This is a genomic window from Flavobacterium sp. (genome assembly GCF_965657075.1).
Lineage (GTDB): Bacteria > Bacteroidota > Bacteroidia > Flavobacteriales > Flavobacteriaceae > Flavobacterium.
Window position 1 is genome coordinate 296,513 of sequence record NZ_CBFHMV010000001.1, and the last position, 23,619, is coordinate 320,131.

General features: G+C 29.6%; 25 protein-coding genes, 1 tRNA gene and 2 pseudogenes. 19 read left to right on the forward strand and 9 right to left on the reverse strand.

Annotated features, from left to right (window positions below; translation table 11 throughout):
- The first annotated feature begins 4 nt into the window (after positions 1-4).
- The gene (locus ACTF56_RS01430) at positions 5-487 is read left to right on the forward strand and encodes a hypothetical protein (protein WP_438965122.1); all 483 of its coding nucleotides are present in this window, start codon (positions 5-7) and stop codon (positions 485-487) included.
- A gap of 98 nt (positions 488-585) precedes the next feature.
- Here the strand turns inward: ACTF56_RS01430 and ACTF56_RS01435 are convergent, their stop codons facing one another.
- The gene (locus ACTF56_RS01435) at positions 586-1,248 is read right to left on the reverse strand and encodes a hypothetical protein (protein ID WP_438965123.1); all 663 of its coding nucleotides are present in this window, start codon (positions 1,246-1,248) and stop codon (positions 586-588) included.
- 63 nt (positions 1,249-1,311) lie between these two features.
- Here ACTF56_RS01435 and ACTF56_RS01440 point away from each other — a divergent pair, with 63 nt between their 5' ends.
- The gene (locus ACTF56_RS01440; RefSeq protein WP_438965124.1) at positions 1,312-1,635 is read left to right on the forward strand and encodes a hypothetical protein; all 324 of its coding nucleotides are present in this window, start codon (positions 1,312-1,314) and stop codon (positions 1,633-1,635) included.
- Between the two features lie 4 nt (positions 1,636-1,639).
- Here ACTF56_RS01440 and ACTF56_RS01445 read toward each other — a convergent pair whose 3' ends face one another.
- Positions 1,640-1,837, reverse strand: coding sequence for a hypothetical protein (locus ACTF56_RS01445; RefSeq protein WP_438965125.1), 198 nt, complete (start codon positions 1,835-1,837; stop codon positions 1,640-1,642).
- A 91-nt stretch (positions 1,838-1,928) separates the two neighbouring features.
- A complete protein-coding gene (locus ACTF56_RS01450) occupies positions 1,929-2,189 on the reverse strand; it encodes a helix-turn-helix domain-containing protein (RefSeq protein WP_438965126.1) in 261 nt (86 codons plus the stop codon).
- A gap of 174 nt (positions 2,190-2,363) precedes the next feature.
- On the opposite strand from ACTF56_RS01450, the gene ACTF56_RS01455 reads away from it, so the two are divergent.
- The gene (locus ACTF56_RS01455) at positions 2,364-3,095 is read left to right on the forward strand and encodes a hypothetical protein (RefSeq protein WP_438965127.1); all 732 of its coding nucleotides are present in this window, start codon (positions 2,364-2,366) and stop codon (positions 3,093-3,095) included.
- 34 nt (positions 3,096-3,129) lie between these two features.
- The gene (locus ACTF56_RS01460; protein WP_438965128.1) at positions 3,130-3,819 is read left to right on the forward strand and encodes a hypothetical protein; all 690 of its coding nucleotides are present in this window, start codon (positions 3,130-3,132) and stop codon (positions 3,817-3,819) included.
- Positions 3,820-3,910: 91 nt separating this feature from the next.
- Here the strand turns inward: ACTF56_RS01460 and ACTF56_RS01465 are convergent, their stop codons facing one another.
- A complete protein-coding gene (locus ACTF56_RS01465) occupies positions 3,911-4,414 on the reverse strand; it encodes a hypothetical protein (RefSeq protein ID WP_438965129.1) in 504 nt (167 codons plus the stop codon).
- A 7-nt stretch (positions 4,415-4,421) separates the two neighbouring features.
- Positions 4,422-4,859, reverse strand: coding sequence for a helix-turn-helix domain-containing protein (locus ACTF56_RS01470; RefSeq protein ID WP_438965130.1), 438 nt, complete (start codon positions 4,857-4,859; stop codon positions 4,422-4,424).
- Between the two features lie 181 nt (positions 4,860-5,040).
- Here ACTF56_RS01470 and ACTF56_RS01475 point away from each other — a divergent pair, with 181 nt between their 5' ends.
- Positions 5,041-6,594: a recombinase family protein gene (locus ACTF56_RS01475; RefSeq protein ID WP_438965131.1), complete on the forward strand. Its 1,554-nt coding sequence runs from the start codon at positions 5,041-5,043 to the stop codon at positions 6,592-6,594.
- Here ACTF56_RS01475 and ACTF56_RS01480 read toward each other — a convergent pair.
- A tRNA-Asn gene (locus tag ACTF56_RS01480) sits at positions 6,560-6,633 on the reverse strand. The two genes, ACTF56_RS01475 and ACTF56_RS01480, sit on opposite strands and share 35 nt — an antisense overlap.
- A gap of 107 nt (positions 6,634-6,740) precedes the next feature.
- Positions 6,741-8,324 (reverse strand): site-2 protease family protein, encoded by a 1,584-nt coding sequence (locus tag ACTF56_RS01485; protein ID WP_438965132.1) that lies wholly within the window; start codon positions 8,322-8,324, stop codon positions 6,741-6,743.
- A gap of 171 nt (positions 8,325-8,495) precedes the next feature.
- On the opposite strand from ACTF56_RS01485, the gene serS reads away from it, so the two are divergent.
- The 6 genes and pseudogenes from serS to ACTF56_RS01515 all read left to right on the forward strand — a co-directional run.
- Entirely contained in the window at positions 8,496-9,767 is a 1,272-nt protein-coding gene (gene serS, locus ACTF56_RS01490; RefSeq protein WP_438965133.1) for a serine--tRNA ligase, read from the forward strand.
- A 100-nt stretch (positions 9,768-9,867) separates the two neighbouring features.
- Entirely contained in the window at positions 9,868-11,646 is a 1,779-nt protein-coding gene (locus tag ACTF56_RS01495) for a tetratricopeptide repeat protein (RefSeq protein WP_438965134.1), read from the forward strand.
- Positions 11,647-11,673: 27 nt separating this feature from the next.
- A complete protein-coding gene (locus ACTF56_RS01500; protein WP_438965135.1) occupies positions 11,674-11,997 on the forward strand; it encodes a DUF4286 family protein in 324 nt (107 codons plus the stop codon).
- Positions 11,998-12,014: 17 nt separating this feature from the next.
- The gene (gene rsmA / locus ACTF56_RS01505) at positions 12,015-12,791 is read left to right on the forward strand and encodes a 16S rRNA (adenine(1518)-N(6)/adenine(1519)-N(6))-dimethyltransferase RsmA (RefSeq protein ID WP_438965136.1); all 777 of its coding nucleotides are present in this window, start codon (positions 12,015-12,017) and stop codon (positions 12,789-12,791) included.
- Entirely contained in the window at positions 12,781-14,133 is a 1,353-nt protein-coding gene (gene mgtE, locus ACTF56_RS01510) for a magnesium transporter (RefSeq protein WP_438965137.1), read from the forward strand. The genes rsmA and mgtE overlap by 11 nt, the downstream gene beginning before the upstream one ends.
- A gap of 467 nt (positions 14,134-14,600) precedes the next feature.
- A pseudogene (locus ACTF56_RS01515) lies at positions 14,601-14,825 on the forward strand (lysostaphin resistance A-like protein); the annotation flags it as partial.
- 168 nt (positions 14,826-14,993) lie between these two features.
- Here ACTF56_RS01515 and ACTF56_RS01520 read toward each other — a convergent pair.
- Entirely contained in the window at positions 14,994-15,704 is a 711-nt protein-coding gene (locus tag ACTF56_RS01520; protein WP_438965138.1) for a hypothetical protein, read from the reverse strand.
- A gap of 72 nt (positions 15,705-15,776) precedes the next feature.
- Between ACTF56_RS01520 and ACTF56_RS01525 the strand changes: the two are divergent.
- From ACTF56_RS01525 to ACTF56_RS01540, 4 genes and pseudogenes are all read left to right on the forward strand, one after another.
- Positions 15,777-16,721 (forward strand): annotated as a pseudogene (locus ACTF56_RS01525) (2-hydroxyacid dehydrogenase); the annotation flags it as partial.
- Positions 16,698-17,132, forward strand: a complete 435-nt coding sequence (locus ACTF56_RS01530) for a VOC family protein (RefSeq protein ID WP_438965150.1) — start codon at positions 16,698-16,700, stop codon at positions 17,130-17,132. The pseudogene ACTF56_RS01525 and the gene ACTF56_RS01530, both read left to right, overlap by 24 nt.
- 32 nt (positions 17,133-17,164) lie before the next feature.
- Positions 17,165-17,545 (forward strand): DUF4234 domain-containing protein, encoded by a 381-nt coding sequence (locus ACTF56_RS01535; protein WP_438965139.1) that lies wholly within the window; start codon positions 17,165-17,167, stop codon positions 17,543-17,545.
- 50 nt (positions 17,546-17,595) lie between these two features.
- Complete coding sequence (locus tag ACTF56_RS01540) at positions 17,596-17,988, forward strand: DUF2752 domain-containing protein (protein ID WP_438965140.1); 393 nt, start codon at positions 17,596-17,598, stop codon at positions 17,986-17,988.
- 147 nt (positions 17,989-18,135) lie between these two features.
- Here the strand turns inward: ACTF56_RS01540 and ACTF56_RS01545 are convergent, their stop codons facing one another.
- Positions 18,136-19,941 (reverse strand): GNAT family N-acyltransferase, encoded by a 1,806-nt coding sequence (locus tag ACTF56_RS01545; RefSeq protein WP_438965141.1) that lies wholly within the window; start codon positions 19,939-19,941, stop codon positions 18,136-18,138.
- 182 nt (positions 19,942-20,123) lie between these two features.
- On the opposite strand from ACTF56_RS01545, the gene ACTF56_RS01550 reads away from it, so the two are divergent.
- From ACTF56_RS01550 to ACTF56_RS01565, 4 genes are all read left to right on the forward strand, one after another.
- Positions 20,124-20,885, forward strand: a complete 762-nt coding sequence (locus ACTF56_RS01550) for an exodeoxyribonuclease III (protein ID WP_438965142.1) — start codon at positions 20,124-20,126, stop codon at positions 20,883-20,885.
- Between the two features lie 264 nt (positions 20,886-21,149).
- Positions 21,150-22,112 (forward strand): OmpA family protein, encoded by a 963-nt coding sequence (locus tag ACTF56_RS01555; protein WP_438965143.1) that lies wholly within the window; start codon positions 21,150-21,152, stop codon positions 22,110-22,112.
- 52 nt (positions 22,113-22,164) lie between these two features.
- Positions 22,165-22,944: a peroxiredoxin family protein gene (locus ACTF56_RS01560; RefSeq protein ID WP_438965144.1), complete on the forward strand. Its 780-nt coding sequence runs from the start codon at positions 22,165-22,167 to the stop codon at positions 22,942-22,944.
- Between the two features lie 108 nt (positions 22,945-23,052).
- Positions 23,053-23,487 (forward strand): transposase, encoded by a 435-nt coding sequence (locus ACTF56_RS01565; protein ID WP_438965145.1) that lies wholly within the window; start codon positions 23,053-23,055, stop codon positions 23,485-23,487.
- The last annotated feature ends 132 nt before the right edge of the window (positions 23,488-23,619 follow it).

Sequence of the window (23,619 nt, forward strand, 5' to 3'; positions counted from 1 at the left end):
AAAAATGATACATAATATTATAGATAAACTATCCAAACAACAGTCTATCACTATTTTAAATTGGGTAAATAAAAAATTAAATAATGATAATAATCATTTTGATTTTATAATTGAAAACGAAGATGCTTTTGATTATATTAAAATTCTATTACATTTATTAATAGAAAATGATGAATCTGATAGTTTACAATTAAAAAAACAATTAATTAAAAATGCTCAATACTTTGAAAAAGAGAGAGAAGTAGAACAAAAGAAAAAAGGTGATTTTATTGATGTATTAAGCTTAGTCATTAGTGTTTTTGCTTGGCTCAATATTAAACCAGTATCTGAAAAGGAAGAAAAAGATTTAATAGAAAAAGATTTAAAAATAAAGGTATCTGAGAAGCAATTTAAGAAAATGAAAAAAAATGGATTAATTTTAAATTCACATTTAGTAATAAGAGATAAAAAAGGCTTATTAAAAAAAGTGAAACTTAGTATTGAATAACTATTTTTTTTCAGTTATATATTTTATTTAAGCTTTAATTTTAGGATTATATTAGACATCATACTTAGCAATATTTTAAAGCTTGTGTTGTAATCAGGTTAGATTTCTTCAAGTCGTTTTTCGATATTAATAAGAATCTCGTAAACTTTCGTAAAATATATTAATGCATTTTTTTCAGCAGAAATATTTTGGTAAAGTTGAGCAACAGATGGTGAAATACTTGGAATTTCTATTTTTCTTGTGGTGAAATTTGATTCTCCTTTAGTTAGTTTTTTCTTAACATCGGAGATGCTAAACATTTGTCCCGAAAAGTTATTAGGTTGCTTAATATTAATTTTTCCGATTTGAGCATGACTGTATGAATCTCGAAACATTTTACCATCGTTGCTCAAGAATTTATATTCTTCTTCAGAAATAAGTTTTTTTTTCTTGTTATGATTTAAGGTTTCATGAAGATAAAGATGATCATATTGTTGATGTAAATGATTAACTTTCTTCGAATATTTGTCAGGTTCAGAAAGTGTTATGTTTTTAGTTTCAAGTAATATTAATGAAAGTTTCAACATTCTTTCTACAAAGTGATTTGTCAAAGTTATACTTGCATTATTAAATTCTAGAATTAAGCAATTAAGAATTTCGAACTTTATAAAAGTTAGAGAACTCATGTAGCTTAAATCATGATTATATAGTTTCTCTACTTTTGAAAAATTTTTATCAAATCTAATTTCTGCGTATTTCTTTAAAACTTCTTTGGGATCCATGCTCTTTTGATTTCTAAGATTTATTTGTTATAAATTTATGTGTATAAATGATATAATAGGTTTATGAGCTACTATAATGAATTTCTGGTCAATTTAAAAAATACAATAACCGAAGAAGAAATCTGTGCTAATGTAAATTATAATGAAATATTTAAGGCAGTAAAAGAGAATGACATTTCTCATGACAGAATAATAAAATTGTTTAAACTAGGAGAAAAATTGGCAACTGTAAATATTGATGAAGCACAAGAGTATTTTATGATATTATCAGAAATTCCAAATCTTCCTTCTTCACATTGTGATTTGGCAATTGAATCATGTCTAATCTTAGAGGGAATAGAACGAGATAGATATGATACATTGGAGCAATTGATAAAGCAGTTATAATTTTCTATTTCTTTTTGCCAGGGGTAGAACCACCTCCAAATAGTTTACCCGATTTATCAAACTTCATCCAAGAATGCTGATGATCTGACTTACTTCCAGAATTCGTTCTTAAAGTTTCTTTTCTTGAGCCGTAGCTTTCATTTGAACTTTTTCTTTTTTCAGATTCTCCACCACCTACGCTAAACCATTTTGACCATCCCATGTTAAATAATTTTATTTAAATAAAATTACGAAATTTCTAATAACTATAACTAATTATTACCACTTTTTTTAAGTAGTTCATCTTTTAGTCTTTATAATTGAATTTTATTTGAATTATCAAAGCCCTCCTTAAAAAAATCTTCCAACGAAATATCCAACGCTATAAGCACCTTTACTAAAGAACTAAACCTTAAATCTTTTCCTTGCTCATATCTTCCGTATTGAGCACGAGGTAAATTATGTTCAAACGCAAATTGCTCATAGTTTGTGAATCCACGAGAAATCCTTAAATTTTTCAACCTATTGCCTAAATTTTTTAGTTGTTGTTGGGTGTATGCGTCGTTTTTATCCATACGCAAAGTAATTTCAATTAAAATTAATTTGTTACCATTAATAAGTTACTACTAATTAGTAGTATTTATAAATTAATTTTTATATTTGAACCCATAAAAGGCTCAGTATTAACGCTCCTTTGAGCCTAGGGGCAACAAATTAATTTACAAATGAATAAATCCTTCTTTACCTTCATGTCCTTTGTGTTTGTTTTGACAACTAGTTGTGTTCCTACTAAACAAGTTGCTCCTGCCAAGTACGACCCACAATTCACTTACACGCCTGAACAGCGTAAGCAAATCTCCAAGAGTAGCTTAACTGTTGCTATTATTGATCCTGTGTTTTCCGATGGAGAAAAAAACACACTTGTTGAACCTTACAAGAGTTTTGTAAGTAATATGGCTGATGATTTTGAAGAAACACTCAATGCAAATGGATTTAAGATAAAAGGTCCATTTAAAACACGTGATGAGATGGTTTATACCGATAAACTCAATAGTGATTTTGCTTTAGAAATTCAAGTTGAAATATTATCTGAAAACGGCGACTTTGGAAAACGAAGCTTATCCTTTGGAGATGCTTTAATGTATAAGGATGCGTATCGATTAGCAGGAACCTTTTATCACAAAGGAAGAATTATTATTACGGCAACTGACCCAATAGATGGGGAGAAGTTTTGGAAGAAAACAGTTGATTTAAGTAGAAAACCTGTAACTACTGATGGTGTATTGAAATTTACAGGCCCTGTATCTTCTGTCGGAGATGAAGCTGTAATGTCTGATGTAGGTATTTATAACCCAGTGGCTAAAGTTCTTGAAGAGTACTATGCAGAGGCAATGCAAAGTTTATCTAAACAAATTGATCCTCGTGAAATGGAACAAGTTGCTTCACAAATAAAAGCTAAACGAAAAAGAGTGGGTCAGTAACTAAATGTAAGGTTTAATTTAATTTATTCGCAAAATGAAAAATTTCTTTTTATTGTTAGTCATTATTTTAACTAGTTGTACCTCCAATAAAACTAACTATGAGGGTCAATGGGTAAACATTAATGATTATAAAACTATTATGAATATAACCAAAGATGGCAGCAATTACATTTTTGAATTACACAATAGAAAAGTTGTAGGCACAGAACAAGGAGACATTTTAAATGTTAATTTGGAAGGGATTAATAGTACTTGTGCTATAACAGAAGATGGCAATTTACTCATTTCTAATGTTGGGGAATTTGTAAGATACAAGAAACCAGAAACAGACGAGGAACGCATAAATTTACTTAAGAATAAAATTTTAGCAGCTATAAAAACTAACGATTACAGATCATTTATTAATTTATATGTTAATGAATATGATGTTAATGAGCATTACGAACTTTCTAAAATTTTTCAACGACCAACAAAAGTATGGGATAAATTTAAAAATAAAGATGACGGCGTTTATGTGGATTGGAACAATGTAAAATTAGATTTAGAATCTGAAGAAAATCGTTATGAATTAAATCCAGAATACGGCAAAACTATTTTAACAAATAAACTTACAATTCCAATAATATCAGGAAATGATAAATTTGTAATGAGACAAAATGTATTTATAAAAATTGGAGATGAGTTTAAGGTTTGCTTTTTAGACGGAAAGGTTGAGAAAAGATAACAAGATTTTCAATATGCTTGATAAATCGTTAAAAAACACTCAAGTAAATTATTTTTACTTGAGTGTTTTTCTTATCTAAACTATGAGACTTCTACTTCTTTTCTGAATTTGCAAAATCTACATTTAAAAAAATAGTAATGATTAAAGAAATAACACTTGCTAAAATAAAAGGGAATAAAAAAAGATTATTTAAAAGGGGATTATGTTTGTCATAAAATGGAGACAGTGAAGGATTTTCTTGAATTTTCATACAATAAAACACACACAAAACCATCACTAGAAGAGCAGTAAATGATATATTCCCATTAATCTTTAAATCAGGATTATAAATAATTAAATTACCAAAAAAATAATATAAAGTTACTTTAATGAATAGAATTAAAAGCCAAACTATTTTACATATTACAACGAAGTAAATAAATCCAAATAATGGTTTTAGTGTAAATTCCTCGATATTCAAATGTAAAATTAAAATAGATGCCTTTGAAAAATTAATCGTGTAGCATTCAAAAAAAAGGAAAACAACAAACGTTTGAGCTAAGATTAGATTGTTCTCTAAAATAGCATATATGTTTTTGGTAAAAATTGTTTTCATAAGTTTATTATTTTCGCAATGAATCCAATTCCTCCAACCTACTTTTCATTTTTTGATCTTTATCTTGTTCAAGCTTGTCTTTCTCAATAATACTATCTAGTAGAATACCTACTACATTTTGATTATACTCAGATAGATTATTGATTTTTTCTAGTTTTTGAACTAACGATTTATCCGAAATATTTTGTGATTGAAACAGTTCAGCTATTGGAACTTCTATTGCCAAGGCTATTTTTTCTATCGTATCTATCGAAGGAGATACTTTCATATTCTCAATCCTATTGTAAGTAGATGCCAACATATCACAACGCTCGGCTATAAACTGCTGGCTAATATTTTTTTGCTTTCGTATTAACTTTAAATTTTCAGAAAGTATCTCTTTTGCTGTACTCATTTCTACTATTATTTTTACCAAAGGTACTTCTTTTTTGTTTAAAAAGCACATATAAAGCACTTTTTATTTGTATAAATGTGTTATAAAGCATATATTTGCACATATATATGCTTAAAAAATCAAGTAATAATACAAAAAAAGTAAATATAACCCAACATAAGCCTATTTCGATAAGATCTAAGCTACTTTTTTATGCTCTATTAGAATACGAACGTTATTTAAATAATAAAAAATGCCAAACGCCTTAATTTATACCCGAGTTTCTACTGATGAACAAGCCAGCAAGGGCTTTAGTTTGCCTCATCAAAAAAACGTATTAGAGTTATATTGTCAGCATAAAGGTATAACTATCTTACATCATTTCAAAGAAGACTTCTCAGCAAAGAACTTCGACAGACCTGCCTTCAATGAATTGTTAACCTATGTAAAAGCCAATAGGAAAAGTATTGATTATTTACTTTTTACTCGATGGGATAGATTCAGTAGAAATCAGGAAGAAGCCTACAGAGTAATTAGAGAATTTAAAAACCTCGGTATTGAAGTAAATGCAATTGAACAACCTTTAGATTTATCACAACCCGATTCTAAAGTGATGCTTGCGGTGTATTTGGTCATTCCAGAGGTAGAAAATGATAAAAACAGTCTTAGAACCAAAGAAGGACTTCGAAGAGCCATGAAGGAAGGCTGTTTTGTGGGTATAGCTCCCTTTGGTTACAAAAACTTTAGAAACCCTAACGGGAAGTCCACAATTATAAAAAACCCCGACACAGCGCCTTTAATTAGAAGTGCGTTTATAGACTACTCAAAAGGGGTTTTATCAGCAGAGGACATAAGAAAGAAGTACTACAATAGAGGATTAAAGATAACCAAACAAAGCATGCTTAATCTTCTAAAAAATCCTGTTTACTGTGGCAAGATTGTAATAAAAGAATGGAAGAAAGAAGATGAATTAATAGTTGATGGATTGCATGAACCTATAATTGATGAACAAACGTTTTATGAGGTACAAAAAATTATGGCAGGGAAGGGAAAGCAAAAGGTTCATAAATTCTCTGAGGTAGATGAGCATTTGCCTTTACGAGGTTTCTTGCAATGTCAATCTTGTGGAAGAGCATTAACAGGGAGTGCATCAAAAGGAAGAAATGGTGTAAGACATTTTTATTACCACTGCCAACCAAAATGTAAGGAACGATTTAAAGCGGAAGAAGCGAATGCGATATTTGAAAAAATGCTTTCAGAGTTTGTAATAAAAGATGATGTGATGACTTTGTACAAAGAAATTCTAAATGAAACGTTCAGCGGAGAAAAGAAAAACAGAGAATTAAGAATCAAGCAAATTAAGGTTGAGTTAGAAAAACTAAATACAAGAATGGATTCAATTGAAGATAAATTTTTAGATGATCTTATCGATGCATCAAGTTATAAATCATTGAAAGGGAAGACTCAAAAAAACATAAATGATTTAAAATCTGAACTCGAGAACTTAAAAACGATGGATAAAGACTTAGAAGAGTATTTAAAACTTGGGATTTCATTTTTACACGGAATAGACAAACTGTATAAAAACTCCACTTCTGATATTAAAAAAAAGGTAATTGGTTCGATATTTCCAGAAAAACTGATTTTTTCAAAAAACAGTTATCGAACCGCTTTTATCGATGAGTTCATTTCCCTCATCCTTAGTAAACACAAGCCTTTCAGGCTATTAAAAATAAAAACTCCCCGCCAAAATGGCGAGGAGTCTAAGAAAGCTCCCCCTCTTGGGCTCGAACCAAGGACCCTCTGATTAACAGTCAGATGCTCTAACCAACTGAGCTAAGGAGGAAACTGTATATTTAATTTTTAATTGTCAATTTTAAAAAGAGAAATACCCTTTTTGCGAGTGCAAATATAACACAGATTTTTATTTCTACAAATATTTTTTGATAAAAATTAAAATAATTTATCGGCAATTAATTGATAAATATCTTTTCCGAAAGTTAAAGCCATCAATGTCAATAAGATAATCATTCCAAAGGTTTGCACTCTTTCTGCAGCTTTTACACTTAAAGTTTTTCCAGTTACCATTTCTACAATGGTAAATAGGGCATGTCCACCATCTAAACCAGGAATTGGTAATAAATTCATAAAAGCCAATCCGATAGAAAACAATGCGGTAAAATTCCAAATAAATTCCCAATCCCAAGTGTCTGGCAATCTTCTTGCAATTCCTACTGGACTTTGAACTTGAGTGTAGGCACCTGTTTTTGGTCTTGCAATTAATTTTATACTTTGTACATTGTATTCAAACAACAACCAAGATTGTTTAACAGCTTCTGGAAATGCTTGTCCTAAACTAAATTTTTCAGTTACAGAATAGGCTTTTTCTTCATTGTTTTCAAAACCAACACCTAATCTTTTCGAATCCTTTAAATTGATTTTTAAATCCTTTTCACTTCCATCTCGAACAACAGTTAAAACAATTTCTTTTCCTTTATTTTGGGCTAAAGTTTGTTTTAAATCTTTATTAGTTTCAATGTTTTGACCATTAATTTTTGTGAATACATCTTTAAATTTAATGTCATTTTTTTCGGCCAATGAGTTTTCTTCAATAGAATTAACAAAAGCAGTACTTATTTTGTAATTTTTTGAAGGAAATATGTTTTTATACAACCCTCCAATTCCTAATGAATCTCCTCTAGTTTTTAAAATAATTTCTTCATTATTTCTTTTAACAATTAAACTAACAGAATCATTAGCATATTTTTTTATGGCATCATCAAATTGATCTAAGTAAGTAAATTTTTCTCCATTAATACCAACCAATTCATCAAAACGCATTAACCCAGAATTGTTTTCTCCAACAGAATCTATATACATATCACTCAAATTATATCTAACGTGAGCAAATCCTCTACCTTCTTTTTTGATGATTTCTCCTTTTTGTTCATCAGTCAAAAGTAACTCTACAGTTTTACCGTCTCTTTCTAATTGTACTTTATCTCCAAACAAAACGCCCATGGTCATGTATTTGAAATCGTCATAACTTTTACCGTCTATGCTTACAATTTTATCACCATTTTTAAAACCCACGCTTTGTCCAACTTCACCAAAAGCCAAACCATTTTTTTGTAATTCTTCTGTAGAAACTACTTTTTTACCAACAGTAGCATACATGATGGTGTAAATAAACCATGCTAATAAAATATTTACTATGATCCCGCCCAACATAATAATTAAGCGTTGCCAAGCTGGTTTTGCTCTAAATTCCCATTCTTGTGGTTCTTGTGCCATTTGTTCGGTATCCATACTTTCGTCAATCATACCAGAAAGTTTTACATAACCACCAATAGGCAACCAACCAATTCCCCATTCGGTTTCTCCAATCTTTTTCTTAAGTAATGAAAAACCTGCATCCATAAAAAGATAAAATTTTTCAACTCTTACTTTAAAAGCTTTGGCGGCCAAATAATGACCAAACTCATGAAGGATAACTAAAACGGATAATATAAATAATATTTGTGCTATTTGAATCATTTTTTCAAAAATTTAATAAGCCACAAAAGTAAGTTATTCCTATTACTTTTAATAATTATTTTTTTATGGATTTATTTTTAATGAATTTCATCAATTTATTGTAAACACTTTAACCGATTATTATCAACTAAGCATTCATTTTTATACATTTGCATTCTTAAATCAATTACTATGTTACAAATACAATTTATTAGAGAAAACAAGGAAGAGGTAATTACACGTTTGGCTAAGAAAAACATGGATGCTAAATCAATTGTTGACGATGTTATTAGTTTAGACGAAAAACGAAGAGCAACTCAAGTATCCTTAGATACTATCTTGTCTGAATCCAATAAAATTTCTAAGGATATTGGTGAATTGATGAAAAATGGAGAAAAAGCAAAAGCTACTTTACTAAAAGAAAAAACTTCGCAATTTAAAGATCAAACTAAAGAACTTTCTGAAACTCTAAATCAAGTTACAGCAAAATTGCAAGAAGAGCTATATAAATTACCAAATCTTCCAGCAGATATTGTTCCAGCAGGAAAAACTCCTGAAGAAAATTTGAATGTTTTTGAAGAAGGAGCAATTCCAAAATTACATGAAGGAGCAATGCCTCATTGGGATTTAGCTAAGAAATATGACATTATTGATTTTGAATTAGGTGTTAAAATAACAGGTGCAGGTTTTCCGGTTTACAAAGGAAAAGGTGCCAAATTACAACGTGCTTTGATCACTTATTTTTTAGATAAAAATACAGAAGCAGGTTACACCGAAATGCAAGTGCCTCATTTGGTAAACGAAGCTTCTGGTTATGGAACAGGTCAATTGCCTGATAAAGAAGGACAAATGTATCATGTAGGTATTGATGATTTATACTTAATTCCAACTGCCGAAGTTCCAGTAACCAATTTATTTAGAGATGAATTATTGGCCGAAAGTCAACTACCCGTTCTTTACACAGGATATACTCCTTGTTTTAGAAGAGAAGCAGGTTCGTATGGTGCTCACGTTCGAGGATTAAATCGTTTGCATCAATTTGATAAAGTTGAAATTGTACGTGTAGAACATCCAGATAATTCTTACAAAGCTCTAGATGGAATGGTAGAACATGTAAAATCAATTCTTCAAGAACTAAAATTACCATACAGAATTTTACGTTTATGTGGTGGCGATATGAGTTTTGCTTCTGCTTTAACTTATGATTTTGAAGTATATTCAACAGCACAAGAACGTTGGTTGGAAATTAGTTCGGTGTCTAATTTTGAAACGTTTCAATCCAATCGATTAAAATTGCGCTTCAAAGATAAAGATGGAAAAAACCAATTGGCTCACACACTTAATGGAAGTTCGTTAGCTTTACCAAGAGTTTTGGCTGGAATTTTAGAAAATTATCAAACTCCAGAAGGAATTGTTATTCCAGAAGTACTTCGCAAATACACTGGTTTTGATATCATTGACTAAAAAGTTAATCTTTATAAAACAATGTACTAAATTGGCATAAAAAATGTTACTTTAGTACATTATTTATTTAAAGAATATCCATAATACAAGTACAAATTGCATGATGAAAAAACAAATCTTTATTATTCTATTTTTAGGTTCACTTTTTGTTTCGGCTCAAAGTGTTGAATTAGCGAATAATTATTTTGACAGAGGTGAGTTTGATAAAGCTATTAGTATTTATGAAGAAATTCTTCAAAAAGCACCTAACAATTATACGGTTTATCAAAAAATAGTAGAAAGTTATCAGCAATTAAAACAATATGATAAGTCTGAAAAAATTATTTTTGAAAGATTAAATCAAAGTAAAAATCCAACTTTAAACATAGAACTAGGCTATAATTTTCAACTTCAAAAAAACACTTTAAAAGCCAACGAGCAATATAATTTAGCTATTGAACAAGTAGCAGTACAATCCAATTATGCCTATTCGGTTGCAGCTGCTTTTGAAAAAAAATCATTAATTGATTGGGCAATAAAAAGCTATGAAGTTGGTGTTTTAGGAAATCCAAACTTAAATTTTGATTATCAAATTGCTCTTTTACAAGGACAAAATGGTAATATAGAACTAATGGTTGATAAACTATTGGATTATTCATTTACAAACCAAAACAACGTTGTATTAGTTCAAAATCAGTTGACTAGATTTATGACAGATACTGCCGACGAAACTTTTTCAGATTATATCAGAAAAGCTCTATTAATTCGTGTTCAAAAATCTCAAGATATTTTTTGGAATCAATTTTTGAGTTGGTATTTTGTTCAACAAAAAGAATACGGAAAAGCCTTTGTACAAGAAAAAGCCATTTACAAAAGAAATCCAGAAGGGTTTAATAACATCATAAGTTTGGCACAATATGCCATGCAAGAAAACGAATCGGAAACGGCTAAAACTATTTTTGAATTCGTTCTTGAAAACACACAAGATTTTGGATTGCAAATTGCAGCTAATATTTATTTGATGAATTTAGAAATTGATAAAGCTTCACCAGAACAATATCCTGCAATTCAAACAAAAATTGCAACTTTATTGAAACAATTTGGAACGTCTCCATTTACTTTAGAATTGCAAATTCTCTCAGCTCATTTTGATGCTTTTTACTTTAACCAATTGGACCAATCAAAAGCTACTTTAGAAAATGCTTTAGAGCTCAATATTTCTCCACGACAACAAAGTCAAGTCAAAATGGAATTGGCCGATATTTTGGTATTTAGCGAAAAGTTTAATCAAGCAATTTTGTATTATGCTCAAATTACAGAATCGTTTAAAAATGACGAAAAATCGCATGAAGCAAGCATGAAAATGGCCAAAGCAAGTTACTATAAACAAGATTTTGATTGGGCTTTGCAACAGGTAAAAGTTTTAAAACAATCACCAAGTTTATTAATTGCTAATGATGCTATTGAATTGTTTTTATTAATTAGTGATAATTCTGCTGAAGACAGTTTACGATTGGCTCTAAAATCGTTTGCAAAAGCAGATTTAAAAATGTTTCAAAACAAAAATGATGAAGCTTTGGTTGGTTTTTTAACCATTTTAGAACAACATAAAGATGATGTGATTATAGATGGAACGCTTTATAAAATTGCTAAAATATACGAAAAAAAGAAAGATTTTAACAATGCATTAAAATATTACAACCTTATTTTAGAGAATCATTCTGAGGGAATTTATGTAGATGAAGCCTTGTATTTTTCAGCAGAAATTTATAGAAAAGAACTCAACGAAAGCGAAAAAGCAAAACCTTTATACGAGAAAATGATTTTTAATCATCAAGATAGTATCTATTTTACAGATGCAAGAAAACAGTATCGCCTTTTAAGAGGTGACACTATTTAAAACCCTTAACATTACTCAAAACCCAATATGATAATATACAACATAACTATAAATATTGACTTAAGCGTTCACGACAAATGGTTGTTATGGATGAAAAACAAACACATTTCAGACGTGTTAGCAACAGGTTTATTTAAGAACGCAAGATTTGTAAAAGTTTTAGTTCAAGAAGAGGAAGGCGCTACCTATTCGGTTCAATTTTTTGTAGATTCAAGAGACAAATTAAACGAGTATTATAAAAATCATGCTCCAAAATTAAGACAAGAAAGTTTAGAACTTTTTGGTGATAAAATGTTGGCTTTCAGAACAGAATTAGAAGTTTTGGATGAATATTTTCATGCTGAAAACTAACCCATAACCACAAAAAAATGTCAGTAAAAGCAAAAAAACATTTAGGACAACATTTCTTAACAGACGAAAGTATTGCGCAACAAATAGCAGATTGCATGAGTTATTCAGGGTACAAAAAAACTTTGGAAATTGGTCCAGGAATGGGTGTTTTAACAAAATACTTGTTAGAAAAACCTACAGAAACATTTGTGGTTGAAATTGATACAGAATCTGTTGCTTATTTAGAAACGCATTATCTCAATTTAGCTAAAAACATCATTTCAAAAGATTTTTTAAAATACGATTTAAAAGAAGTTTTTGGTGAAGAAGAATTTGCCATTATTGGAAATTTTCCATATAACATTTCATCTCAAATTGTTTTCAAAGCGCTGGAAATGCGTAATCAAATACCAGAATTTGCTGGAATGTTTCAAAAAGAAGTAGCTCAAAGAATTTGCGAAAAAAAAGGAAGTAAAGTGTACGGAATTTTATCGGTGCTCACACAAGCTTTTTATGATGCCGAATATTTGTTTACAGTGCCGCCAACTGTTTTTAATCCACCACCAAAAGTCGATTCAGGTGTTTTGATTTTAAAACGAAAAGAAAATTTCAAACTAGATTGTAATGAAAAAATGTTTTTTCAAGTAGTAAAAACAGCTTTCAATCAAAGACGAAAAACCTTAAGAAACAGTTTAAAATCGTATGCTTTTTCGGATAGTTTAAAAGAAGATAGTATCTTTGACCTTCGACCAGAACAACTTTCTGTAGATCAATTTGTAGAAATTACCCAAAAAATTGCAGCCGATGGAATTTAAAATCAGCAAAGACTTTATAGCTCACATTGAGCAATTAATTAGTGAAAACAAAGAGCAAGAATTAAATGATTTGCTTCAAGACGTTCACTTTGCTGATATTGCCGAAATTATGGACGAACTTCAAAGTCATGAAGCAAGTTATATTTTCAACACCTTAGATTCCGAAAAGACAGCGGAAATTTTATTAGAACTTGATGATGAAGTTCGTGAAAAAATTCTTAAAAATCTTACGGCTAAAGAAATTGCAGAAGAGTTAGATGAGTTAAGTACTGATGATGCTGCCGATATTATTGCCGAACTTTCAAAAGAAAAAAAAGAACAAGTAATCTCTGAACTAGAAGACGTTGAACATGCCAAAGATATTGTTGACTTGTTGCGTTATGATGAAGATTCTGCTGGTGGATTAATGGCAAAAGAGCTAGTTAAAGTCAATGAAAATTGGAACGTGCTTACTTGTGTAAAAGAAATGCGTGCTCAGGCAGAAAACGTAACGCGAGTTCATTCCATTTATGTTGTTGATGACGAAGGAAGACTAAAAGGAAGATTGTCTTTAAAAGATTTATTAACAACCTCTACAAAAACACCAATTAGTGAAGTTTATATTCCTAAAGTGGATTATGTAAAAGTAGATACAGAAAACGTTGAGGTTGCTCGTATCATGCAAAAATATGACTTGGAAGCTATTCCTGTAGTTGATGAATTGGGAAGACTTGTAGGAAGAGTTACCATTGATGACATTGTGGATGTAATCAAAGAAGAAGCCGATAAGGATTACCAATTAGCAGCTGGTATTTCTCAAGATGTGGAGGCTGATGATAGTATTTTAGAACTTACAAAAGCTCGATTGCCTTGGTTGGTTTTGGCTTTGTTTGGAGGATTTATCTCTGTAAAAGTTCTAGGTTTATTTGATGCTGCCATGAAAGAACATGCCGAATTGTTCTTTTTTATTCCGTTAATTGCAGCAATGGCAGGAAATGTTGGGGTACAATCTTCGGCAATTGTTGTTCAAGGTATAGCTAATAATACATTAAACGGCTCTTTATGGAAACGTTTGGTAAAAGAATTTTCGTTGAGTTTATTTAACGGATTAATTTTAGGAATTATTCTGTTTTTAGGATGTTATTTTTTGTTAAGTTCTGATATAAAAGTTGCTTTTACAGTAACTACAGCGCTTTTGGCAGTAATTATTGTAGCATCATTTTTAGGAACATTTATACCTATTACATTAGACAAATACGGAATTGATCCTGCACTTGCCACAGGACCATTTATAACTACAAGTAACGATATTTGTGGAATTTTAATTTACTTTTTTATAGCAAAAGCAATGTTAGGATTTTAATAATTGAAGATGCAAAAACTTATAGAAATTACAGATAAAAATCCGAGTTTTCCTGGTCGGTCAAGAGTTTTGTTATTTATTTTACCTTATATTTTTTGTACCGCTTTTTTCCAAATTATCGGAAATTTTTTTAGGTAATTCTTAAGAAGATTTTGGTAGCGAAAAAACACCTTTTCAAACTTTAATTATTCATTTCTTCGATTTATTAGGGTTGTTTTTTATCGTTTTTTTGTTTAGAAAAGGGGTTGATAAAGACACTTTTATTAATCTAGGTTTTCATTTAGATCAAAGAATAAAAGGATATTGTTTATGGAATTTTAGTTGGTTTTATAATAATGGCAGTGGGTTTTTCGGTGATTTATTTTTCAAATGAAATTTAACTAAGTACTATTGATTTTAATTTTCAAGATTTATTAATTTCCATTGGATTATTTATAATTGTTGCTGTTGTGTAAGAAGTTTTTTGTAGAGGTTACATACTTGGTAATTTAATGTTTTCCATGAATAAATATCTAGCCTTGATAGTATATTCAAGTTTATTTACTTTACTCCATATTATGAATCCAAATACGGATTGGTTTAGTTTTTTAAGTCTATTTATTGCAGGAATTTTACTCGGAATTACCTATATTCAGAACAGAAATTTATGGTTTCCAATTGCCTTACATTTCAGTTGGATTTTTTTTCAATAGCTTTTTGGTTTTAACGTTAGCGGACAAGATTTTTTTCAATTTTCAATTTTTCAATTACAAATCCTAACAAAATAAATGGTGGAGCTTTCGGTTTTGAAGGTTCTTATTTATCTACTTTATTAGAACTTATTGTAATTGGTTATTTGATATATTTTTATTCAATTAAAGCTACATATTTCGAATAATTAATCCGCCATATTTTGGTTGAATTTCACAATCTTTTGGTATTATTAATTCTTTTTTTGAAGGTTTTATTGATTTTAACAAAAATAGATTTTTAATTTCGTTTTTATAATTTAATATGTAAGTCATGTATACGATTCCGTTTGGAACACTATTTTTATTATTATTCCAAACTTCTAAAGCAGTAGAAAAATTTAAAAAAGGCAAAAAATCTTTATGCTCTTTAGTTACAATAAAATGTTTTTGAGCCAGTTTTTTTCTTTTTTGGTATTTTAAACTTTTATTACTTTTTAAGGCATAATGATAATATGAAATTCCATTTATAAGAGTATCTTCATAATTAAAATAGGAATATTCTTTCGCTTTTTTTTTATAGATATTAGTGTATTTAAAGATATTATTACATGGAACATTTAATTTTTCATTTGTTTTAAATTCATTTTTATCTACATCAGTATCTAGATAGGCATAATCATAAATACTTAAATATAGGTCATATTTTAGCGTGTCGATTGTTGATGTAATCAAATTCATCTGATAATTGTTATCACGAGAATTAAGAAAATATTTATGATTATATATTTTTGAGCTATCCGATATAAAAGTATAATTTAACTCATAATCAAAAGAATAGGTTTTTTGAGCCTTTGTTATTTGGAAAGACAAAAGTATTATTAGTAATAATTTTTGCATCATATATATTTTATAAGTAAATTTAAATATAAAAAGTTTTATAAAAAAATTATCTTTAGATTTTAATAGTCAATTATGTTATCAAACATTAAAATTCTTCATCTAGATTCCAATCATCCTTTGTTATGGAATCAGCTCGAAGCTTTAGGTTTTCAAAATGAAGCAGATTTCAAATCTACAAAAGAAGAAATTGAAGCTAAAATTCATGACTACCATGGAATTGTAATTAGAAGTCGTTTCAAAATAGATAAAAAATTTATTGATAAAGCTACAAATTTACAGTTCATTGCAAGAGTTGGTGCTGGTCTAGAAAGTATAGATTGTGCGTATGCGCTTTCAAAAAATATACATCTTATTGCTGCTCCTGAAGGCAATCGAAATGCAGTTGGTGAACAAGCTTTAGGAATGTTATTATCCCTTTTTAACAACTTAAATAAAGCCAATTTTGAAGTCAAAAACGGACAATGGAATCGGGAAGCCAATCGTGGACATGAGTTGGACGGAAAAACAGTTGGTATTATTGGTTATGGAAATATGGGAAAAGCCTTTGCAAAAAAACTAAGAGGTTTTGATGTGGAAGTTTTATGTTACGATATTCAAAATAATATTGCTGATGTCAATGCCAAACAAGTTGCTTTGGAAGTTTTGCAAGAAAAAGCTGATGTGCTGAGTTTGCACATTCCATGGACACCAGAAACAGATAAAATGGTAAATTCTGATTTTATTACTGCTTTTCATAAACCTTTTTGGTTACTTAATACAGCACGTGGAAAAAGCGTTGTGACTTCCGATGTAGTTGAGGCATTACAATCTGGAAAAATTTTAGGAGCTGGTTTAGATGTGTTAGAATACGAAAAGTTATCTTTTGAAAATTTATTTGAAGAAGAAAGTAAGAACGAAAGTTTCGAATATTTGCGTCAAGCGGAAAACGTTTTGTTAACACCTCACATTGCGGGATGGACTTTTGAAAGTCATGAAAAATTAGCACAAAACATTGTGGATAAAATTAAGACGGTTTACATTCAAAATCAAGTCAAAATTACTAAACCAAAACGGGTAACAGGTATTGGAGGTTTTTTCTTTAAAACTGAAAATCCCTCAGAATTAAAAGAATGGTATAAAAAACATTTGGGTTTTAATACTGACGATTATGGATGTACTTTTTGGTGGAATGATGAACAAGGAAACAAATGTGCTACGCAATGGAGTCCTTTTAAAAACGATACCAATTACTTTGAACCTTCGGAAAAACCTTTCATGCAGAATTTTAGAGTTGATGATTTGGAATTGCTTTTAAAAAAATTATCGCAAGAAGGTGTAACAATTTTGGGTGAAATGCAGACTTATGAATATGGAAAGTTTGCTTGGATTCTAGATTCAGACAAAAATAAAATTGAACTTTGGGAACCTATTGACGCAACTTTTCTTTAACAATTAATCATCAATCACTAAAACAAATCATCATGGAAGTAATCGGTTCATCTGACAAGCAAAACAATCCAATTCCAAACATTCCTTATTTTAAGGTAGATCCAATTGTAGTCTTATTATTAGGATTTTTCACATGCGGATTATACTTAATTTATTGGAATGTAAAAATTGCAGAAGTAATAAACGCAGCCAATCAAAAGGAAGTCATTTCACCACTTATTGCAATTGTAACAGGTTGTTGCGGCTTAAGTTTATTTTTCTACTGGTTAGTTGGTAGAGATGGTTTACCAAAAGTTTACGAATTGACTAATCAACCACAAAAAGACGATTCAGTTTTATTATTGGTTTTAGGATTTTTCTTTCCAATGATAACTGCAATGATTGTTCAAACGGAAATAAACAAGCTGTACTAATCAAAAAGTTCGTACTAAATAGAATAATAGGTATATCAGGTGCTTTAGCAGTGCTTGTTATACCTTTTTTATTAGGATTACAAAACACCAATAATTCTTTAGAAAAAGAACAATCGTTATGTCCTTTAAAAATGGCAACTGGTTTCCCATGTCCTTCGTGTGGCATTACAAAATCAATTGTATACTTTTATGATGGAAATATTCTTAAAAGCATCAGTTATCATATCTTAGGGCCAATTGTAGTCCCTTTTTGTGTGTTTTTAATCTTATTGCTTTTGGTTGAAATAAAAACAGGTAATGTCTATTTTAATAAATGGTTCTACAACAAAAAAGCAGCTTATTTTTTAGCTGGTTTTTTAATCATTTATCACAGTATTCGGCTTATTTTTTTTATTAGAGAAAACAGTTTAGATTCTATTTTAGAACAATCGATTTGGAGGTGATTTTTTGAGAAATCTACATACAAAAGTTAGACTTAAAAACAAGCTAATTTATTTATTATCAAATTTTTAAATTAATCATTGTGCAAATTCAACAGACATTATTAGTGAATTAATCCAGAAATCTGCTGAAAATTTAAAATCCAAAAGCTAATGTTCTTCTGCCAATTTACGTTCCAATTCAGCTTGAAATTCTTCTAAAGCAGGTTTCATAGTGCTTTCAGGAATATCAGCAATCCTAATGTACATTAAACCATCAACCGAATTGTTAAACAATGGATCCACATTAAAAGCTACTAATCGAGCATTTTGTTTAATGTATTTTTTTAATAAAACAGGTAATCTAAGTGCACCTGGTTCTAATTCGTCAATAATTTTATCAAATTTATTCAAATCCGCTTCGGTTTCATCAAAAATAAACTCTTTGTCAGCATCTTTTAGTTTTACTTTAAATTCTTTCTTTGGATGCACATATTGAGCAATGTAAGGATCATAATAGTGTGATTTCATAAACTCAATCATTAACGACTTTGAAAATTCAGTAAAATTATTACTGATGCTAACACCACCTAATAAATATTTATGTTCAGGATAATGTAGAGTTGTCAACATAATTCCTCTCCATAACAAGAAAAGAGGCATTGGTTTTTGCTGGTATTCTTTAACAATAAAAGCTCTTCCCATTTCTATGGATTGGCGCATCATATCTTGCATTTCGGGTTCAAAACGAAACAATTCTGTTAGATAAAAACCATTCATCCCGTATTTTGCATAGATCTGTGAACCAATACCCATACGGTAGGCACCAGCGACTTTTTTAGTAGCATCATCCCACAAAAACATGTGATGGTAGTATTGATCATAATTGTCTAAATCAATAGAATTATTAGTTCCTTCACCAATTTCTCTAAAAGTAATTTCTCTTAATCTTCCAATTTCATGTAAAATGTTCGGAATATTCTTAGCTTCTGTGAAAAACACCTCATAATTCTTACTTATAAAATATCTTGAATCAGAAGCTCTAAGTTTTTCAACTTCTTCATTCATACTATTTTGATCTGCAGGAAGTACAATGCTTTTGGGTGGTTTAGGCGAATTTAAATTTAAATTAGGAGCTTTTAAAAAAGAGCTTTCATCTTCAAATGAATTGGAAAGCATGTAGGTTTTCTTTCTTAAAAATTCACCGTACGATTCAAGAGTTTCAAATTCTTTCTGCTCATTTGTAGTAATTGGTTTTCCAATTCTAACTTTAATTACTCTTCTTTTTTGAGTTAATAATTCACTAGGTAATTTGGCAGTTCTAAAAGTGTCATTAAGTTTTGATAAAATATAAAAAAGCCTACTATTTTTAGCATGAAAATAAATAGGAACAACAGGAACATTGGCCTTTTTTATCAACTTTATAGCACCTTCTTCCCATGGTTTGTCCACTACTAATTTACCGTCTTTATAGGTTGAAACTTCACCAGCTGGAAAAATACCCAAGGGTTTGCCATCACTTAAATGACGTAAGGTTTCTTTTAAACCAATAACGCTAGATTTGGCATCCTTATGATTTTCAAAAGGATTTACTGGCATTATGTAAGGTTTCATAGGTTCAATTCTATGCAATAAAAAATTGGCAACTATTTTAAAATCAGGTTCTCTTTCCAACATTAATTTTAATAATAAAATACCGTCAATTCCGCCTAATGGGTGGTTAGAAATGGTGATGTATGGACCTGTTTTAGGTAATCTTTTTAAATCATCTTCTGGAATTTCAAACTTAATTTCTAAATCATCTAATAACGCATTTAAAAAAGCCGTATCTTTTAAGTGTTTATTTCTGTTGTATAATTTGTTTAAAGTAGATATTTTGGTCAGTTTCATTAACAACCAACCTATAAAAGTTCCAACAAAACCGTATTTGTCTAGATTTATAGCTTTTGCTACCTCTTTGGCAGTGACTAATCCCATATTTTTGTTATTTGACTTAACCACAAATATAAGTAAAAGTTATTAAACCAAAATAAATCGATAAATGAAATATTAACAATTATTAGAACCTTTATAATATTCATAAACCTGTTAATAAATATATAAAGCATTTTCATTTAACAAAGGGTTTTTAGTAATTTTGAAGGAAATAAAATCTACATATGAAAATAATTTCTTATAATGTAAATGGGATTAGAGCAGCAATCACAAAAGGGTTTTTAGAATGGTTGCAACAAGCCAATCCAGACGTGATTTGTTTGCAAGAAATCAAAGCCAACGAAGATCAAATTCCAACCGAAGATATTACCAAAGCTGGTTATCCTTATCAATATTATTTTTCCGCTCAAAAAAAAGGATATAGTGGTGTTGCAATTTTATGCAAAACCAAACCAAATCATGTTGAATTTGGAGCTGGAATTGAACACATGGATTTTGAAGGAAGAATCATTCGTGCCGATTTTGATTCAATTTCAGTAATGAGTCTTTACTTACCATCTGGAACAAATGAGGAGAGATTAGACCATAAATTTATGTTCATGGACGATTTTCAAAATTATATTGATCAATTAAAAACTACCTTCCCAAATTTAGTAATTTGTGGTGATTATAACATTTGTCACGAAGCTATAGACATTCACAATCCTGCTCAAAACAAAAATACTTCAGGCTTTTTACCCGAAGAACGCGCTTGGTTAGATACTTTTATGAAATCAGGTTTTATTGATACTTTCAGGTTTTTTAATAAAGAACCTCATAATTACAGTTGGTGGAGCTATAGAGCAGGAGCCAGAGGCAACAATAAAGGTTGGCGTATCGATTATTGTTTGGTAAATGAACCCTTAAAAGACAGACTTTCAAGAGCCTTAATTTTACCAGAAGCCAAACATTCAGACCATTGTCCAGTTTTAGTAGAAATAGATTAATTTTCAGAAGCTAATCGCGCTGTCCATTACAACATTTTTGCAAAAACAGCGTTTTTCTAACTGTAAAAAGAGCTTCTTGGGTCGCTTTTTTACAGCAATAAAAAACAGCCGTTTTTCACAAAAAGGGTTTTCATTACCATCACGGCTAGTTTAAGAAATATAATACAAAAAGATAGAAAGATTTTGAGAAGAGGAGAATTAAACAAAAAAAGAGAAAATAAATTAGTGTCTTAGTGCCTTTGTGGCAAAAAAAAAAAAAAAAAAATGATAAAAAAACTTGCCTTAAGTTTAGTACTAGTTGCATTAACAACTTCATGTGTTTCAAAAAAAATATACAATGATTTAGAAAACAAATTTGCAGATGTAAAAAAAGAACGCAACAATTTGTATGACGAAAATACAGCCTTAAAAACCGAGAAAAACGGACTCGATTTAAAGTTAAAAGATTTACAATCTCAATTAGATAAAACAAAATCTGAAAGAGATAAATTAGCTACAGATTATGCAGCTACAAAGAAAAATTATGACAATTTAAAAGCTTCTTATGATGCTTTAGAAAAAGATAGTAATCAAGCTTTAGCAGCCAATATCAATAAAAACAGAGAGTTATTAGCCGAATTAGATGCCAAACAAAAAGTTTTAAATGCCGAACAAGAGCGTTTGAATAAATTAAAAGCCGAGTTAGAGCAAAGTTCTAAACGTTTAAACGAATTGGAAGAAATGATTGCTGCCAAAGATGCCAGTATGAATAAATTAAAAGACAATTTATCAAAAGCGTTGAATGCCTTTGAAGGAAAAGGATTAACTGTGGAACAAAGAAACGGCAAAGTGTATGTTTCTATGGAAAACAAATTGTTATTTGAATCAGGAAGTTGGACCGTAGGTTCTGAAGGTAAAAAGGCAGTTGTAGCTTTAGGAAAAGTACTAGGCGAAAATCCAGAAATCTCCGTTTTAATTGAAGGCCATACCGATAACGATAAATTTTCAGGAAGCATTGGTTCTGTAGAAAACAACTGGGATTTATCTACCAAAAGAGCTACAGCAATTGTAAATATTTTATCGGAAAACAAAACCATCGACAAAAAGAATTTAACAGCAGCCGGTCGTGGAGAATTTGCTCCTATAGCTTCCAACGACACCACAGAAGGGAAAGCAAAAAACAGAAGAATTGAAATTATCTTAACTCCAAAATTAGACGAAATTTCTAAAATGTTGGAGGATTTTTAGAATTAGATATCAGATTGTTATAAAAATATACTTCTAAGCAAAAGAGAAATAAATGAAGAATAATTTATATGTTTTACTTCTACTATTTTGGATAAATGGAAATGCACAAGAGTATTCTTTTATTCCAAAAAATTTTGTCAAAATTGAAAAAGATGAGTTTTTTAAGTTAGCTGTTTCGGATACTTTGAAAATTAAAAACGCTTATCTTGAAAATGGTAAAAATTTTAACAATAGAATTAAAGATTCTTTAATTTTAGATAAATCTTTTGAACTTTATATTCAAAACTATTATTTAAACAAATCTTGTAGAGAATTTTTTATAGTTTATAAAAAGCAGTCTTTAGAAGAAAAAAAAGCTAGAGATTTAAAGCTAAAAGAAGATTTGAAAAACCAAAAAAGAGAGTTTAAAAACCAAGATAATTCTGTATTAGATAGTTTAGAATTGAAAGATATAAATGACGTTTCATATTCTTTAGAAAGTTTAAAAGATAAAGTTATTGTACTTAATTTTTGGTTTGTAAAGTGTAAACCTTGTGTCGAAGAAATTTCAGACTTAAATAAAATTAGAGATAAATATAAAGATAAAGATGTTGCTTTTTTTGCAGTTACTTTTGATTCAAAAGAAATTTTAAGCGAATTCATTAAGAAAAAATCTTTTGATTTCACCTTAATTCCAAGTGGTTTTAAAACGTTGCAACAGTTTAAAATAAAAGAATATCCAACAACTATAATAGTAGATAAAGAACAAAAAATAAATTTAGTAGATGATTTATTAGTTCTAAATATTACAAAAAAAATTGACAAAATGATTGCTAAGTTTTTAGAAGAGTAAGATAGATAGCAATGAAATAATTTTAAAAAGTCCAAAGAAAATTACTTTGGGCTTTTTCTTTTTTAAAAATGTCTTGTCCTGAAATAGCGATACACAAAAAGTATCCAAATGGAAAGAAATGAAGAAATTCGGTATGTAAAGCGTACACAAAAAGACTACCCTATGTCTTTTAAATTACAAATTGTTCAAGAAATAGAACGAGGACAAATTTCAATTACTCAAGTTAAAAAAAACTATGGTATACAATCTCGCTCCACTATTGTACAATGGTTGCGAAAATTTGGTAACTTTGATTGGGAAAATCAAACACCAACTATTATGTCAAAATCACCAGAGCAGAAAATAATGGAGCTTGAAGCCCAGGTAAAGTTATTAGAAAAGCAAAAAGCTCTTTTAGAACAACAAGCTTTTGTAGCAGATAAAAAGTCTATTATTTTTGATATGATGATAAATCTAGCAGAGAAAGAATATCAAATTGATATACGAAAAAACTCCTCACCCGAACAATCGACATTTTTAAAGAAGAACAACAACAAACAGTAGTGTTTGCCTGTACTTTGTTCGGGTTAGATAGACAGGTTTATTATCGAAAAATTAAAACGAGAAAGCTTAAACAAGATAAAGCTTCAATAATAGTTTCTATGGTTTTAGGAATTAGACAATTAATGCCTAGAA